Below are 15,723 nucleotides of genomic sequence, written 5' to 3' on the forward strand. Positions count from 1 at the left end.
TAAAATTTGAGAGGAAGGACAAGTGAAAATAATCAACTCGACGCCATTTCGGCTGAAGGTCGTTGCGTTAGCAATTGCCTCAAGCGCAAGTACAGGGTACGCCTTTAATATTGAGACAGGTAATCGAGACGTAAGAATCAGTTTCGATAATACGGTGAAGTATAGTGCCGCCGCTCGCCTCAAAGATCAGTCTGACACCCTTACATCTGATGATAACTATGACGATGGTAATAATAACTTTGATAAAGGTCTGGTATCTAATCGTTTAGACCTACTTTCAGAGTTTGATGCCTCATACGACGGTTTTGGTGTTCGTATTAGTGGTGCAGCTTGGTATGACGATGTCTATCAGCAAGACACTGATAATATGACTAGCACCAATAATAACTATGGTTCCGCAAGGAAGTTTTCTGGTCAAACCAAAGATATTATGGGTGGCGGCGCTGAGTTATTAGATGCGTTTGTGTATGGTCGTTTTCCTGTGGTTGATGGCATGGAGGGTACGTTACGCGTAGGCCGCCACTCCCTTTTGTGGGGGGAAAGCTTGTTCTTTGGTGCTAACGGTATCGCGGGTACGCAAGGTCCTGTGGATGTTGTGAAGCTGATGTCTGTTCCAAACTCTCAATTTAAAGAGACGATGATACCAACCGGTAAAGTGTCTGTTGATCTACCAGTGTCTGAAACAGTCTCCGTTGGTGCTTATTACGCCTATGAATGGCAGAAGTCACAATTGCAACCAGCCGGGGCTTACCTTTCTTCAGGAGATTCGGTTGACGGGGATCGAATTCTCGCAGGCACAATCGGTAACTTTGATCATAGTGATGATGTTGAGCCATCTGACTCAGGACAGTACGGTGTTCAAGTCAAGTTTAGCGACTATGAAAGCGATATTGACTATGGTCTGTATGCCATCCGTTTTCACGCCTATGCGCCAAGTGGAAACTATACAACCACGATACCTCAAATGGGCCCTCCTAAAGCGCGGGATTATCGTTGGGCCTATGCCGAAGGTATTGAAGCTTATGGCTTTAGTATGTCGAAAACCATTGGCGGATGGGGTTGGGCTGGTGAAGTGTCTTATCGTACCAACAGTCCATTAGGTACTAAGCCTCAAGGTCGAACTACCTCTCAAGAGCCCTATAACAATAACAGTAACCCAGGTTATGCGATTGGTGATACCGCTCATGCGCAAGTTAGCTGGATTGCCAGTGTGCCTAGCTTTATTTCTCAGGAAGCCTCCTTTGTTGGTGAGCTTGCATGGAACACTCGCGTAAAAACGACAGAAAATGAAGACTTGCTGAATCCGAATGCAGATAAGTCGGCGGCGTCTCTGCGAGTGGTGTTTACGCCTACGTATCGACAAGCTTTCGACGGGGTGGATTTAAGCCCATCTATTGGTGCTAGCTATACAGTCGGTAACTCCTCGGCGCTTGGGTCTTCATTTGGTACCGACAAAGGCGGTGATATCAACATAGGTGTGAAAGCGCTTTATCTGAATCGTTGGAACGCCTCTTTAAACTACATGAAGTTTTATGGGCCTGAAGGTGTTTTTAATGATGACACCAATAGCCAAACCTATAAACAGTCCCTCAAAGATCGCGACTTTATCTCCGCTTCTATTAGCACCACCTTTTAATTCTTTGGAGAATGATGATGTATAACAATAAAAAACACGCTCTTAGTATGTTAGCTACCTCGGTAGTACTAGGTTGCTTTTCGCTGGCTTCTTATGCGGCCGTTAGCCCAGAGCAAGCGGCTCGACTGGGGGCAGACCTAACCCCGTTTGGTGGTGAAAAAGCGGGTAACAGTGACGGTTCTATCCCTGCCTGGACGGGCGGTTTTAATGATCCGATTGAAGGTGAAGTATTAGGTGGGAAGCGCTTAGACCCTCTTGCTGATGAGAAGCCTTTATACACAGTGACTGCAGCAAATATGGACAAGTATGCTGAGAAGTTAACCGATGGTGTGAAGGCAATGCTGCAAAAGTATCCGGATACTTATCGTCTAGATGTTTATCCAACCCATAGAACGGCGACGGCGCCTGAATGGGTATACAACTACACCATGCAGAATGCTTTAAAAGCTAAATTAGATGGTCATAAAATCCTTGATGCGTTTGGCGGTGTGCCTTTTCCCATTCCTCAAAACGGATTGGAAGCCATCAATAACCATCGCCTTTCTTGGAAAGGGGTGAGTTGGGAAGCCGATATTAACCAGTATCAAATTACCTCAAGTGGCAAGGCTGTGTTAACCACCGATGGTTTATTGAAGAACCAAATGCCCTATTACTTTGAAGAAGGTTCCAGTGAAGGGTTTGATGGCTTTTTTTGGGAAATCAACCTTGAAAACTACGGCCCACCAATTCGTGCGGGTGAAAGAATAGCAGGTCGTACCAATTTGGATGAGGGCAAAACTCAGTCTTATGTTTATTTAGCGGGCCAACGTCGTGTGCGTAAGCTCCCCAATGCTTGTTGTGACACGCCGACGCCAGCAACCGCGGGGTTAATGTCCTTTGATGAGTTAAGCGTATTTTCGGGCACGACTGAAGTGTTTGATTGGAAGTTGCTCGGTAAGAAAGAGATTCTGATTCCCTACAATGAAAACCGTTTTTTACAGTACAGCGATGAAGAAGCGATTGCCGCTAGCCACTTAAATCCTGATGCTGTTCGTTGGGAGTTGCATCGAGTATGGGTGGTTGAAGCAACGCTTGCTGAGGGTAAACGCCATCAGGCTGTGCGTAGTAAATACTACCTTGATGAAGATACTTGGCAAGCTTCTTTGGCGGATCGTTGGGACTCAAATGGTGACTTATGGAAAACCCTATGGCAGTTCAATTACATCATGCCTGAGTTCCCAGGCACGATTCCGCAAACCTTTGGTTTTTATAACTTACTGTCCGGTGAGGCTTATGTGGCCAATATGATGAATGATAAGTCATTCCACAATAGACCGGTTGCTCGTTTTCCTACCAGTACTTTTACTGGTCAAGGTTTAGCGCGTCAGGGTACTCGATAGGTTCATTTAATACTCAGTTAATCCGATTATTTTTGTATCAAAGGGAGAGCGTTGCCTTACCCCTTTTGGCCGCGCTCGTCCTTTGATGCAGGTTTTGGACTGACTGAAAAAGTGTATTTTACAAAAGAGAATTGAAGATATTTACCGATTGTGAAGGTGATATTCAGCACTCTAGTTTTGATCATTCTGCCAATGCTGGGGCGTATATCGCCGATTGGGTGGCAGAGACATTGAATGGTCATACGACCTAATCGCAAAGAGGATAGAAATAATGAAAATAGTGGGTTTAGAAACTATCGTTTTTGGTGTTGAAGATGTCGCTTCTTGCGCTATTTTTCTAACCGACTACGGTTTGTTTCCTGTTGATGTCACGGAAACAGGCGGGCGTTTTGAAGCATTAGATGGTACTGCAGTCGTGTTGGCGCATGTCTCTGATACCAGTCTTCCTGCCAGTATTGGTAATGGTTGTATGATGCGAAAAACCGTCATGGGCGTTGCTGATAGCGCGACGATTGAGGCGATTACTGAAGAATTACGTAAAGATCGAGAGGTACGACAACTAGCCGATGGCTCTATTGAATCGACAGATGACTCTGGTTTTGTGATTGGCTTTCAGGTGACTGCTCGTAAAGAATTGAATTTGGCGGGTGAAATTTCTAATGTGCCGGGATCGCCATTTCAACGTCCCGTTAACCACCAAGCAGTACAGTTAGAGGTGGACTCAATTCGTCCTCGAACCTTGTCTCATATTGTGTATTTTGTGCCTGACCCGGTAAAAGCAGAAGCGTTTTATGTCGAGCGATTGGGCTTTCGTTGTACCGATAGATTTGAAGGTGCAGGGCCATTTCTACAACCAGCAGGAACGTTAGATCACCACACCCATTTCTTGATTGGTGCGCCACCATTTATGCAAGGCGTTGAGCATTTCACTTTCCATTTTGCCGGGCCTACTGAAGTGATGCAAAACGGTTCTCAGTTTATTGAAAAAGGTTATCAAGCTTTTTGGGGGCCGGGTCGACATATTATGGGATCGAACTGGTTCTGGTATTTCAACAGCCCTTTTGCATGCCATATCGAGATGGATGCCGACATGGATTTACATGATCAAAACTGGAGCCCTCGTTCGCTCCCTATGGGTGCAGACAACTCACAAGCCTTCTTGCTGCGTTACAGAAAAAAATGGTCACCAGGAAAAGATACCCCTCATAACGGCGATTATGAGTAGTGGTATTTAAGTAACAAAATGTGTAAACAAGTCGTTGGTATAAGAGATAACGTTTTATGGGGGGAGCGGTAATTCTTTATTACTGCCCATAAAAACGGAAGGTGACGATACGTCGCTACCACGCAATAACAATAAACAAAGTGGATGGTAATAGTATGTTGATGATGTCTGTGAGATACGGGATTTTTTGCTTTACGGATCGAAGAGAACCAACCTTTCTTATGGGAGGTGTGCAATGAGCCATCGTTTTGGATTTAAAGGCAATTTTGCTTTGATGGTGTCTCATAGTGCCGGCATGTTAGACCTAGTGGCGTTGCCTTTATGGATTGGTGTTTTGGTGACTTCGTATCATTTTGATAGCCAGCAAGCCGGTGGTTTAGTGACGTTGTTTTTAATCGGGGCGGTGTGCGCAAGTGTGTTAATTGCTCCGCGTTTTAAACAATTAAATCGACGTATGGTGGCGAGCGTTGGCTTTTTGGCGTCAGGGTTATGCTTTTTTACCGCTTCTCAAACCAATGATTATGTTCAGTTAGCCGTACTGCATGTGGTGGCAGGTATCACGGCAAGCGCCGCACTCAGTATGGCGCATGGCACTTTTGCACGAGCTGAAAATCCGCATCAGTTGTTTGCTATTGCCGGCCTTACGTTAGGTATTATGGCGTTCGTCTTTATGGGCGCGACACCCAATATTACTAAGGCTGCGGGCGGGCATTCATTGTTCATTATCTTTGGCGGAATTATGACGTTTGCTGCGCTTGTTTGTGCTGTGGCCTTTCCTTCGCTGGTGTTTGATCATGAAGAAAGTACGAAGGCTAAACCGGTTGCCACTAAAATCTCATCTAGCGTTTGGTATGGCATTGTCGGCATTAGCTTAATGGCAGTGACTCAAGCCATGACGTTTAGCTTTATGGAGCGCGTCGGTAATGAGCGAGGTTTTGCGGCGGATTCTGTGACCTTAGTGTTGGTCGTGCTTGCGCTGATTAATATTTTTGCAGCGGTGTTTGCTGGGTTTTTTGAAAAGCGTCTTTCGGTCCGGGTTGTGTTATGCGCGGGCCCTGTGCTGCAAATTATCTTGTCTAATATTATGATGAACGCAACCAGCTTCGCTTTTTATGCCGCGTCAGCATCCTTCTTTGTTGCCCTGATGATATTCACTCATACCTTTGTTTTTGGCTTATTGGCTCGTTTAGACGCGTCGGGTCGCGCCATGGCGGCAACACCGGCGATGTTAATGATAGGCGCCGCGATTGGTCCAATTTTGGGGGGAACCATCATTAAGTTTGTGGGCTATCAAGGTATTGGTATCGCTGCTTTTATATTCGGTACGATTTCACTTGTGTGCTTTTTGCGTGTTTTTCAGCGCAGCGCCGATGTCATTCAATCTGAATCTGAATCTGTGGCGTGAGGTGAATAATGTTTAATCAGAAGAAAGCGATAACACACCCTGCTAGCTTCTTACGTAAGCTCGCTAGGTTCACTCTGATGGCTTTGCTACTTTGTCGTATTGAGTGGAGCATAGCGGCCGTGGCGGATGCGATGGATCGACCTGCTATAGCGTCTAACTTGGGCGCGCATTCTGCCTTAATGTCGGTGGCATCGGTGGGGGATCATTATATTGCCGTTGGTGAACGGGGTTTGATTCTTCGTTCAGATGCCGAGGGAAAAAACTGGCAGCAGCGGCCTTCGCCAGTCAGTGTCACGTTAACTGGCGTAAGTTTTACGGATGAACATAACGGCTATGCGATTGGTCATGGCGGTATTGTATTACGCACCACTAATGGCGGCGAAGCATGGCAGGTTCAGCTTGATGGTCGCACATTAGCTGAAAACCTTTTGCTTGAGGCTGAGAAATCCAATGATCAGGAGGCCATTCAACAGGCTAATTTTTTGTTATCGGATGGCCCTGATAAACCTTTTTTAGATGTGTTGGTGCTGGAGCGAGAGCATCTTGTGGTCGTTGGTGCTTATGGCTTGGCCTTTGAAAGTGAAGACGGCGGCCAGACTTGGACGTCTTGGATGGAGCGTATTGAGAACCCATTTGGCCTGCATTTATACAGCATCCGTAAACAAGGTGAGCGTATTTTAATTGCCGGTGAGCAGGGCTTTGTTGCCCTTTCAATGGATGACGGCCAGTCGTTTGAAACCATCGAAACGCCTTATGGCGGCAGCTTTTTTACCGCTCAACTATTAGGACAAAGTGACATAGTGCTGGCTGGTTTGCGCGGTAATACCTTGCTATCCAATGATAATGGACAACACTGGAAAATCATTAAAAACCCTATTGGTTCGTCGATTATGGCGTCTTTTATCCACTCTAATGGCCAAGTCGTCATGGCTAATCAAGCGGGAACCTTGCTGGGTCTGAAAGAGAATCGACTGGTCCCACTTACCCGTAAACGCCTTCCACCTTTAACCGCTATGCTAGAAAAAGTGAACGGTAGTGTACTTGCTTTAAGCATCAATGGGCCTGTTTCTATTGATGTAGGAGATTTCAAATGAAACATCACTCATCGGCTTCATCAGAGCATGAATTTGACCCTAGTTCTGGTTCTTTTATTGAGCGAACGTTATTTAATCATCGTTTAATCGTTATTATCATTTGTGCCTTGGTGACGGGGTTATTGGGTTGGCAAGCAACCAAGTTAACCATTAATGCGAGCTTTGAAAAAACGTTACCAACTCATCAAGAGTATATTCAAAACTATTTGGAATATGAAAATGAGTTAACCGGTTTAGGCAATGCGTTACGCATTGCCGTGGTGAACCCCGAAGGCAGTATTTATGACGCTCACTATCTAGAGCTATTGCGCCAGTTTAGTGATGAAGTGTTTCTATTGCCTAGCGTAGACCGAGTGCAAATGAAATCGCTTTGGACGCCTTCAACTCGTTGGATTGGCGTGACCGAAGAGGGTCTAGATGGCGGTCCAGTGATTCCTGAAAATTACGATGGCTCCGCGGCGAGTTTACAAGAGTTGAAAGCCAACGTGGCTCGCTCTGGGCAAATTGGTCAGTTAATCGCCGCCGATGAAGAATCCACCATTATCTATATGCCACTGTTAAGCGAAGAAGCGACAGGGGAAGCGTTGGATTATGCCAAGTATTCAGACCTCATTGAAGGCCTGCGCGCCAAGTACCAAGCCAAAGGTTTGGACATTCATATTACCGGTTTTACCAAGGTCATGGGGGACTTGATCGAAGGCGTACAGGCGGTTTTGTGGTTTTTTGCCTTAGCGGTGGTGATTGCGACCTTTATGGTGTTTTGGTACACCCGCTGTGTGCGTTCAACCTTTCTAGTAGTGTTTGCCTCTTTGTTAGCCGTGGTATGGCAACTGGGTATTTTGCCGACGCTAGGTTACGTCTTGGACCCTTATTCAATCCTAGTGCCTTTTTTGGTGTTTGCTATCGGTATGAGTCATGGCGCCCAGAAAATGAACGGCATTATGCAGGATGTTGGCCGTGGTTTTGACAAGCTAGTCGCGGCGCGTTTTACCTTTAGGCGTTTGTTTCTTGCCGGCTTAACCGCGTTGTTGGCCGACGCCGTTGGTTTTGCGGTTTTGTTGGTGATTGATATTAAAGTCATTCAAGAATTGGCGATCGCGGCTTCTATTGGTGTGGCGGTGTTGATTTTTACCAATTTGATTTTGTTGCCCATTATGCTGTCTTATGTTGGTGTCAGTCAAAAAGCAGCAGACCGCAGTGTTATCAATGATATTGATGCTGAAAATATTAAAAAAGTGCCTGCTCTTTGGGTATTTTTAGACAAGTTTACCCAACGTAAATGGGCCATTGGCGCCTTGATAGCAGGGGCAGTTCTGGCCGTTGGGGCTTTCTCCCTAAGCACTCAATTGAAGATCGGCGACCTGGATCAAGGGGCGCCTGAACTACGTCAAGACAGCCGCTATAATCAAGATATCGCCTTTATGAATCAGCATTATGGCGCTTCCAGTGATGTGATGGCCATCATGGTTAAAACACCTGAAGGTCAGTGTTCCCAGTACGATACCTTGAAGAAAATAGACACGCTTGAGTGGCAATTACGTCAGTTGGCTGGCGTGGAGTCCACCAACTCTTTGGCGCTATTGTCTCGTCGTGTATTGTCTGGTTTAAATGAAGGTAACCCTAAATGGTACGAATTTTTACCCAACCAAGGAATGTTGAATTACATCACCGCGGGCGCACCACGGGGGTTGTACAACAGCAGCTGTAGTCTATTGACGGTTTATGTCTATCTGCAAGATCACAAAGCCGACACCTTGAGTAACATCGTTAATCATGTGGAAGCTTTTGCTAAAGACAATAATACCGACGATGTGCAGTTCCTTTTGGCGGCGGGCAGTGCGGGGATTCAAGCGGCCACCAATATCTCTGTAAAAGCGGCTTGGCACCAAATGCTGTTTCTGGTTTATGGTGCGGTGGCTTTGTTGTCTCTTATTACATTCCGCTCGTTTAAAGCCGTTATTGTGGCGCTGCTTCCTCTGATGCTGACGTCCATTATGGTTGAGGCTCTGATGGTGTTACTCGGCATGGGGGTGAAAGTCGCTACCTTGCCAGTTATCGCCTTGGGGGTAGGCATTGGTATTGACTATGCCTTGTATGTTTTATCCATTACCTTGGCCGGATTACGTCAAGGCACCAGTTTATCTCAGTCTTATTTAAGAGCGCTTAACTTCACCGGCAAAGTGGTGATGCTAACTGGCGTGACCTTGTCCGTTGGGGTGATTACCTGGGTGGCCAGTCCGATTAAATTCCAAGCGGATATGGGCTTGTTGCTCGCCTTTATGTTCATTTGGAACATGTTAGGTGCATTGATTCTATTGCCTGCACTGGCGCACTTTTTACTTAAGCCCAAATACCCAAGTGACACCAAAGTGCAGGATGAGTCTGCGATATGAGTGATTTTGATGAAAAAGCACTTTGTCATATTGATGATATTGATGAAGGGGCGACAAAAGGCTTTTTGGAAAACGCCGCTGGGCACGATTTGTTTTTTGTCGTGAAGAAGGATGGCCAGTTATTCGCCTGGCGAAATGCCTGTCCTCATGTGAATGGGGCACCAATGGCGTGGCGTAAGGATGCTTATATGGATGCCAAAAAGCAACATGTCGCTTGTCATGCCCATGGCGCTTTGTTTGAACCAACCACGGGATTGTGTATCCAAGGACCTTGTCTTGGTAAGGCATTGGAGAAAATCCCGATTCATATTAGCCAAGCGGGCGTGGTGTCAATTCAAGTAACAAACGTTAACTAAATAGACAGTAACTAAATAGACAGTAACTCATTGTACAAACAACAAAAATAAGGGTTCATTACATGGCTGCAGTAAATAGAGTATTGGTCATTGGTGGTGGCTTTTCCGGTATGGCCACAGCAATTAAAATGCGTCGTCATGGCATTCAAGTCGATCTGGTTGAAATTGATCCAGAATGGTGTGAATTGGGCGCGGGAATCAGCATTAATGGTGCGTCGATGCGAGCGTTAGAAAACCTTGGCTTGTACCAGCAAGTGGTTGAACAAGGCTGTGTTACCGATGGCGTGGCGATTCATTTAGCCCATGGGCCTTTAGTTATGGAGTTACCAACTCCCAGCCCTGTTGGCTCTTCTGTAGGAGGCAGCGGCGGTATTTTTCGTCCTACTCTCGCGCGTATTATGTCTGCTGCGACCCTTGAGTCGGGTGTTAATGTTCGCTTGGGTTGTACTTATACGCAAATGATTCAGTCCGACAAAGACGTGACAGTAAGCTTCACCGATGGCACGACGCAGAGCTATGACCTTGTGGTCGGCGCGGACGGTGTGCATTCGACAATACGCAAAGAGCTTTTCCCTGAAGTGCCTGATCCTGAATACATAGGCCAAGGCGTGTGGCGTGCCATTTTGCCACGTCCGGCTGAGATTAATCGTGTCACCATGTGGGTGGGAGATCACCTTAAACTTGGCGTGAACCCCGTGTCCGATACCCTTATGTATATGTTTATTACCGAAGATCGCCCCACGAAAGAGCACATAGACATAGAAACTTGGCCGCAAGTGTGTGCTGATTTGATGGCGCATTTCCCGAACCCTATTGTTCAGTCGTTGATTCCTCATGTATTAAAAGAAGAGGCCAATATTGATTATCGCCCATTGGCTAATTTATTGGTGAAAACGCCTTGGAACAAAGGCCGTGTAGTGATGATTGGCGATACAGTCGCGGCGACCACCCCTCATCTTGCTTCTGGAGCCGGAATTGGCATCGAAAGCGGTATCGTATTGGCGGACGAATTGGCCGCAAATGATGATTTGAAAATGGCGTTTGATAAATTTCATCAACGTCGTTGGGAGCGTTGTCGTATGGTCGTGGAAAATTCTGAGCGCTTGTGTCATATCGAAATTAATGGTGGCGATAAGGCCGAACACTCAAAAATTATGGGACAGTCATTAATGGCTTTAAGTCAGCCAATTTAATACTCCCTTTGGGCAGTGATGATATTTATAACGGATCACTGCCATTTTTTATTTATTAGGTTTTTTGCTTTATACCCAAGAGGTTTTTCGATGAATTTCCCTGATATTTACCGTGTGGTCACAGGCCATGATGAAAATGGCAAGGCGGTTATTTTAGAAAACGGTCCACTTAATACTGTGATGGATTTAGAAGCGGTTCCGGGTACTCGATTTCATGAGGTCTGGAATACTGCTGAGAGCCCAGTTCATATTGCTCATACTCAAACAGATCCCACCCTTGGCCCCGTTATTTTACCACCGATGAAAACGGGTACTCGAATTCGATTTGTTGATATTCCGCCAGATACTGAGGAGTTTTTGACTCAGGGTAAAGGCAAGATGAAAGCGATGTTTTCAAAAGTTGGTGATGAAGACGCTTCAACCGTAAAAGAAGATTCGCCTCATCCTTTGATGCATCGCACTGAGTCTGTGGACTACGGCATTGTCATTGAAGGCGAATTAACCTTGATCGTCGACAAGGGCGAGGCGGTTTTGAAGCCGGGCAGTGTGGTGGTTCAGCGCGGTACCAATCATGCTTGGGCAAATCGTTCTGGAAAAATGTGCCGTATTTTATTCATCTTAGTCGGTGGACAGTACGACGACGAACTGGCCAACGCTTTGCGTTAACAAGAGCGTAATAAGGAAGAATTTATGAAATTTGCAACGTTACCGAATGGCTCATTAGATGGCCGCTTAGTTGTCGTATCGAAAGACTTAACAAAAGCAGTCGATGCGACGCTTATCGCCCCTAATTTATTATCAGCCGTGCAAAACTGGCAGGAAAAATCAGCAGACCTACAAGCTTTGTACGATCTGTTGAATGCAGGAAAAGTCGATTTTGCCTTTGATTTTGATCCGTCTGCTTGTCTTGCGCCGTTACCAAGAAGCCCTCAGTGGTTAGACGCTTCGGCTTTTATCAATCATGGTAAATTGATGGAAGAGGCTTTTAATACCAAACCCATTCCAGATTTTGAGACGATTCCGGTGATATATCAAGGGGCGAGCGATGACTTCCAAGGCCCAACGGTCGATATCCCCATGCCAAGTGAAGCGGATGGAATCGACTTTGAAGGGGAGTTTGGCGTGGTGATGACAGAGGTTCCTATGGCGGTTTCTGTTGAAAAAGCGGCCAATACTATTTGCTTAATCGTACAAATAAACGACTGGAGTCTACGGGCTTTTGGTCCTCGTGAGATGGCAACGGGGTTTGGCTTTATACAAGCGAAGCCGTCTTCCAGCTTTGCGCCAGTTGCCGTAACACCTGATGAATTGGGGGATGCGTGGTGTAATGGTCGAGTGAATATGCATCTCAATGTAACTTGGAATGATCAGCGTTTTGGTGAACCTCACGGTAGTGAAATGAACTTTTCTTTCCCGCAATTGGTTGCTCATGCGGCACGCACTCGAAAACTGACAGCGGGCTGCATTATTGGCTCGGGTACGGTCTCTAATAAATCTCGTGAAGCAGGATCTGCCTGTATTGCTGAGCGACGAGTGATTGAAAAAATCGATCTAGGCGAAATCAGAACTCCGTTCATGCGCTTTGGGGACAAAGTCCGTATGCAAGCAAAATTTGATGATGGACGTGATGGTCCATTTGGTGTGATCGAGCAAAAAGTCATAGCGAATTAGCAAAAGGAGTGGTCAGATGCACGTACTAATTACCGGAGCAAATGGCTTTGTTGGGCAAGCGCTGACAAAACATATCTTGTCTCAAGGCTGTGTGGGAGACCGCAGGGTGTCGCGTTTGACCTTGCTGGATCGTCAGTTTGATGGGGGTCTTGTCGATCAATCGACAGACGGTTTAGTCGTTGAACATCAGGGTGGTGATCTTGCAGACGATCAATGGTTAAAAGACACGCTAGGGCGTTTCCCAATGGATGTTATTTTCCATCTGGCCAGTATTCCCGGTGGTATGGCGGAACAAAATGATGAACTTGGTCGTCGTGTCAATATTGATGCCACGATGACCTTGCTGGAAATCTGCAAAGCGCAAACCGAGTTAACAGGGCGCAAACCAGTATTCGTGTTTGCCAGCAGCATTGCCGTCTTTGGCATTATGCCAGATTGGGTAAGCGACAATACGCCATTAAAACCGCAGATGAGCTATGGTGCTCACAAAGTTGTCGGTGAAGTAATGGTCAATGACTTTAGTCGCCGTGGTTGGATTGATGGTCGTTCATTGCGTTTGCCCGGCGTACTGGCTCGTCCTCCCGCAGAAACTGGCCAATTGTCGGCTTTTTTGAGCGATATTATCCGTGAGGTATCCCAAGGCCATGCTTTCGTTTGCCCTATGTCTGCTGAGTCGAAAACCTGGGCATCTTCTCTGCCGAACATCATTGAAAATTTATTGCATGGCGCCGCAGTCGAAGAAAGCAAGCTCAAGTCGAATCGAACTTTTACTTTACCCACTCTCTGTTTCAGCATGGCACAAATGGTTGACGCCATTGGCTTGGTTTATCAGCAGAACGCAAATGAGCTGGTTAGTTATGAACCCAATCCTATGATTGAAAAATTGTTTGGATGCTTTCCTCTGCTAGAAACTCTGGCGGCGGATAAGGTAGGTTTTAGACACGATGTGGATTTGAACAATCTTGTTAGACGGGCATTGTTCAAAGGTCATTAATAGGCAGTCATTCCCAATAGAAAAAGAATACTCTAAGTCCTAGAGTATTCTTTTTTACCGCTAAATCTCAGTGATTAATCAAAAATCGCGACGGCGCGAATAAAGCCAGCAGAGCCGTTTTTGATCTTATAAGGGAAGCAAGACACCATAAACCCATTGGTCGGTAAGCTGTCTAAATTAGAGCGCTTTTCCATTTGCCCGTAGCCAATATCTCGACCGGCGTTATGGCCTTCCCAAATGATTGACGCATCCCCGGATTCTGAAAACGTTTCACGGGTATATTTGAATGGTGTATCCCAGCGTCATGCATCAGTGCCGACCACGCGTACATCACGTTCTAAATGCCAAGGAGCGTCCACGTGAGTACCATTATGGGCACTCATCACCATTTTCTCGACCGCCCAAGCTTCATCGCCTAGCTTTTAGGCCAGGGAACATGTTTGCCATTTCTGGCCAGCCTTGTTGATGGTCAATGTATTCTTGTGTCTGTAAAAAGCCTCATAGTCGTTCTTAGTTCTAGCAAGCTTAAGAGATGACCTGGATGTGAAAATTTCTGCTTTAGATTGGAATCAACCTGCGTAACGGCAATTAAATATTGTCAAACTAGACAATCGTCAATACCATATGCTAATACATTGAGTTAGTTGCGATTTTTTGCTTTTTCCCCTTCGTATCCATGATTATCAATCTATTAAATGAGTATTTATAGATATGCCAAACGACCAGTATGAAGATACCCATTCCCTTAATTTGGAACGCTATGTTCCTGCACTTGTTACTTTTTTGGCCAATAAACTATCGACCGGCGCGTCTTCTTTATACCGAGAACTTTTTGGTATTGGTATTGTTGAATGGAGGCTGATCTCGCTACTTGTAGTAGAAAATGGTATATCAGCTAATCGTATGTGTCAGGTAATTGGTTTAGACAAATCAGGTGTAAGCCGTTCTCTAAAGTTTCTTGAAAATGAAAAATATGTCTACTCTAGTGTCGATCCAGAAGACGCCCGTAGATTTATTATTTGGATGACTAACAAGGGAAGGGCTCTACACGATAAAGTATTTGAGGTCGCTATCGCGCGCGAAAAACTACTACTTGAAGGTTTTAGCAAGAAAGAAGTTGATACCCTGATAAAACTGCTTAACCGATTAAATGACAGTGTTAGTAAGGTAAATAGTTTCCGCCCTAATCTCCCCAAGTAATTCTGAAACACCTCACTTCCCGCCTTAGATTTTTATCATAAGCATATGATTTAAATTGATTTTCTCACAATAAAACTTAAAAAATAATGGAAAACAAGCTCGTCAAGTGATTTTCTTCAACGAAATAAAGTTGCTATAGCAACTTTATTTCGTTGACATCACAACTATATTGACGCTATAAAGATTGCATAAGCCAGCTAAAAACAACTAAGGCAGTCTTAAATGATTAACGTTCTTATTAAGAAAAAGAAGCTTGAAGCGCCTGATATCGTTAGTTTCGAACTTACAAGTTTAGAAGGTGAAAAGCTTCCTGACGCTACCCCTGGGGCTCATATAGACGTATGTGTTAGTAGTGGAATGACTCGACAATATTCTATTTATAACGACCCTCAAAAAACGGATAGCTATAAAATTGCAGTATTGAAAGATTCGAATTCTCGTGGCGGCTCGGTAGCCTTGCATGAAGACTTTCATGAGGGCGATGTGATTGGTATTTCAGCTCCGAGAAACCTGTTTGAACTAAACAATGAGGCCCCGTCTTATATTTTAGTGGCAGGAGGTATTGGCATTACCCCTATCTTGTCAATGGCTGATCGACTGCAATCTGAGCAGCGTTCCTTTTCCTTGCACTATTTCGCACGAAATATTGATAAGGCTGCTTTCTATGACCAAATCATCTCCTGTGATTGGGCCGATAAGAGTTCATTCTATTTCGATGACGAAGAGAAAGAATCCTTTCATCAAGCGCTGCTTAACGCTAATCATCAGGCTCACCTGTATGTATGCGGGCCAAATGGTTTTATGGAATTTGTGTTTTCTTCGGCTAGGAAAGTTGGTTGGTCAGAGTTTAGGTTGCACAAAGAACATTTTTCGTCTGCCCCACGTGAAGATGCTGAAAATCAAGCTTTTGACGTTGAAATTGCCAGCTCAGGTGAACGCTTTCATATTCCTGAAGGCCGTTCTGTGTTCGAAGTATTAGATGATGCTGGTGTTGACGTTAATGTGTCTTGTGAGCAAGGCATATGTGGTTCTTGTTTAATAAGAGTCATATCTGGAGTTCCGGATCATAGAGATCAGTTTTTATCGAATGATGAGCGGGCTAAAAATGATCAATTTACTCCCTGTTGCTCTCGATCACTGACAAAAATGCTAGTACTTGATCTTTAGTATTCATCCA

At 45.3% G+C, this 15,723-nt stretch carries 14 protein-coding genes; 13 read left to right on the forward strand and 1 reads right to left on the reverse strand.

Annotated elements, in window-relative coordinates; translation table 11 throughout:
• Positions 1-22: 22 nt before the first annotated feature.
• The 11 genes from J8N69_RS12160 (at position 23) to J8N69_RS12210 (ending at position 13,346) form a co-directional block, all read left to right on the forward strand.
• On the forward strand, positions 23-1,636 hold the full coding sequence (locus J8N69_RS12160; protein ID WP_168825878.1) for a DUF1302 domain-containing protein: 1,614 nt from the start codon (positions 23-25) through the stop codon (positions 1,634-1,636).
• 47 nt (positions 1,637-1,683) lie between these two features.
• Positions 1,684-3,015, forward strand: a complete 1,332-nt coding sequence (locus J8N69_RS12165) for a DUF1329 domain-containing protein (RefSeq protein WP_227803885.1) — start codon at positions 1,684-1,686, stop codon at positions 3,013-3,015.
• Between the two features lie 271 nt (positions 3,016-3,286).
• Positions 3,287-4,240 carry a VOC family protein gene (locus J8N69_RS12170; RefSeq protein ID WP_168825883.1) on the forward strand — a complete coding sequence of 318 codons (954 nt, stop codon included), beginning with the start codon at positions 3,287-3,289 and terminating at the stop codon, positions 4,238-4,240.
• Between the two features lie 235 nt (positions 4,241-4,475).
• A complete protein-coding gene (locus J8N69_RS12175) occupies positions 4,476-5,645 on the forward strand; it encodes an MFS transporter (RefSeq protein WP_168825884.1) in 1,170 nt (389 codons plus the stop codon).
• Between the two features lie 8 nt (positions 5,646-5,653).
• The gene (locus J8N69_RS12180; protein WP_168825886.1) at positions 5,654-6,739 is read left to right on the forward strand and encodes a WD40/YVTN/BNR-like repeat-containing protein; all 1,086 of its coding nucleotides are present in this window, start codon (positions 5,654-5,656) and stop codon (positions 6,737-6,739) included.
• Complete coding sequence (locus tag J8N69_RS12185) at positions 6,736-9,132, forward strand: efflux RND transporter permease subunit (RefSeq protein ID WP_168825888.1); 2,397 nt, start codon at positions 6,736-6,738, stop codon at positions 9,130-9,132. The genes J8N69_RS12180 and J8N69_RS12185 overlap by 4 nt, the downstream gene beginning before the upstream one ends.
• Entirely contained in the window at positions 9,129-9,488 is a 360-nt protein-coding gene (locus tag J8N69_RS12190) for a Rieske (2Fe-2S) protein (RefSeq protein WP_168825890.1), read from the forward strand. The genes J8N69_RS12185 and J8N69_RS12190 overlap by 4 nt, the downstream gene beginning before the upstream one ends.
• A 62-nt stretch (positions 9,489-9,550) precedes the next feature.
• The gene (locus tag J8N69_RS12195; RefSeq protein WP_168825892.1) at positions 9,551-10,681 is read left to right on the forward strand and encodes an FAD-dependent oxidoreductase; all 1,131 of its coding nucleotides are present in this window, start codon (positions 9,551-9,553) and stop codon (positions 10,679-10,681) included.
• Between the two features lie 90 nt (positions 10,682-10,771).
• Positions 10,772-11,347, forward strand: a complete 576-nt coding sequence (locus J8N69_RS12200) for a cupin domain-containing protein (RefSeq protein WP_168825894.1) — start codon at positions 10,772-10,774, stop codon at positions 11,345-11,347.
• A gap of 24 nt (positions 11,348-11,371) precedes the next feature.
• Positions 11,372-12,352 carry a fumarylacetoacetate hydrolase family protein gene (locus J8N69_RS12205; protein ID WP_168825896.1) on the forward strand — a complete coding sequence of 327 codons (981 nt, stop codon included), beginning with the start codon at positions 11,372-11,374 and terminating at the stop codon, positions 12,350-12,352.
• A 16-nt stretch (positions 12,353-12,368) separates the two neighbouring features.
• Positions 12,369-13,346: an NAD-dependent epimerase/dehydratase family protein gene (locus J8N69_RS12210; RefSeq protein WP_168825898.1), complete on the forward strand. Its 978-nt coding sequence runs from the start codon at positions 12,369-12,371 to the stop codon at positions 13,344-13,346.
• 302 nt (positions 13,347-13,648) lie between these two features.
• On the opposite strand, the gene J8N69_RS12215 is transcribed toward J8N69_RS12210, so the two are convergent.
• Positions 13,649-13,735, reverse strand: a complete 87-nt coding sequence (locus J8N69_RS12215) for a cyclase family protein (RefSeq protein ID WP_227804040.1) — start codon at positions 13,733-13,735, stop codon at positions 13,649-13,651.
• Positions 13,736-14,057: 322 nt separating this feature from the next.
• Between J8N69_RS12215 and J8N69_RS12220 the strand changes: the two genes are divergently transcribed.
• Both J8N69_RS12220 and J8N69_RS12225 read left to right on the forward strand, forming a co-directional pair.
• Complete coding sequence (locus J8N69_RS12220; RefSeq protein ID WP_168825900.1) at positions 14,058-14,546, forward strand: MarR family winged helix-turn-helix transcriptional regulator; 489 nt, start codon at positions 14,058-14,060, stop codon at positions 14,544-14,546.
• Positions 14,547-14,768: 222 nt separating this feature from the next.
• Positions 14,769-15,713: a PDR/VanB family oxidoreductase gene (locus J8N69_RS12225; RefSeq protein WP_168825902.1), complete on the forward strand. Its 945-nt coding sequence runs from the start codon at positions 14,769-14,771 to the stop codon at positions 15,711-15,713.
• Positions 15,714-15,723: the final 10 nt, after the last annotated feature.

Source organism: Marinomonas profundi (genome assembly GCF_020694005.1).
Lineage (GTDB): Bacteria > Pseudomonadota > Gammaproteobacteria > Pseudomonadales > Marinomonadaceae > Marinomonas > Marinomonas profundi.

Bases quoted from the DNA above. Each gene is read 5' to 3' on its own strand.
- J8N69_RS12165 (WP_227803885.1), top strand. From the start codon at position 1,684: ATGTTAGCTACCTCGGTAGTACTAGGTTGCTTTTCGCTGGCTTCTTAT.
- J8N69_RS12170 (WP_168825883.1), top strand. From the start codon at position 3,287: ATGAAAATAGTGGGTTTAGAAACTATCGTTTTTGGTGTTGAAGATGTC.
- J8N69_RS12175 (WP_168825884.1), top strand. From the start codon at position 4,476: ATGAGCCATCGTTTTGGATTTAAAGGCAATTTTGCTTTGATGGTGTCT.
- J8N69_RS12180 (WP_168825886.1), top strand. From the start codon at position 5,654: ATGTTTAATCAGAAGAAAGCGATAACACACCCTGCTAGCTTCTTACGT.
- J8N69_RS12185 (WP_168825888.1), top strand. From the start codon at position 6,736: ATGAAACATCACTCATCGGCTTCATCAGAGCATGAATTTGACCCTAGT.
- J8N69_RS12190 (WP_168825890.1), top strand. From the start codon at position 9,129: ATGAGTGATTTTGATGAAAAAGCACTTTGTCATATTGATGATATTGAT.
- J8N69_RS12195 (WP_168825892.1), top strand. From the start codon at position 9,551: ATGGCTGCAGTAAATAGAGTATTGGTCATTGGTGGTGGCTTTTCCGGT.
- J8N69_RS12200 (WP_168825894.1), top strand. From the start codon at position 10,772: ATGAATTTCCCTGATATTTACCGTGTGGTCACAGGCCATGATGAAAAT.
- J8N69_RS12205 (WP_168825896.1), top strand. From the start codon at position 11,372: ATGAAATTTGCAACGTTACCGAATGGCTCATTAGATGGCCGCTTAGTT.
- J8N69_RS12210 (WP_168825898.1), top strand. From the start codon at position 12,369: ATGCACGTACTAATTACCGGAGCAAATGGCTTTGTTGGGCAAGCGCTG.
- J8N69_RS12215 (WP_227804040.1), bottom strand. From the start codon at position 13,735: ATGGTGATGAGTGCCCATAATGGTACTCACGTGGACGCTCCTTGGCAT.
- J8N69_RS12220 (WP_168825900.1), top strand. From the start codon at position 14,058: ATGCCAAACGACCAGTATGAAGATACCCATTCCCTTAATTTGGAACGC.
- J8N69_RS12225 (WP_168825902.1), top strand. From the start codon at position 14,769: ATGATTAACGTTCTTATTAAGAAAAAGAAGCTTGAAGCGCCTGATATC.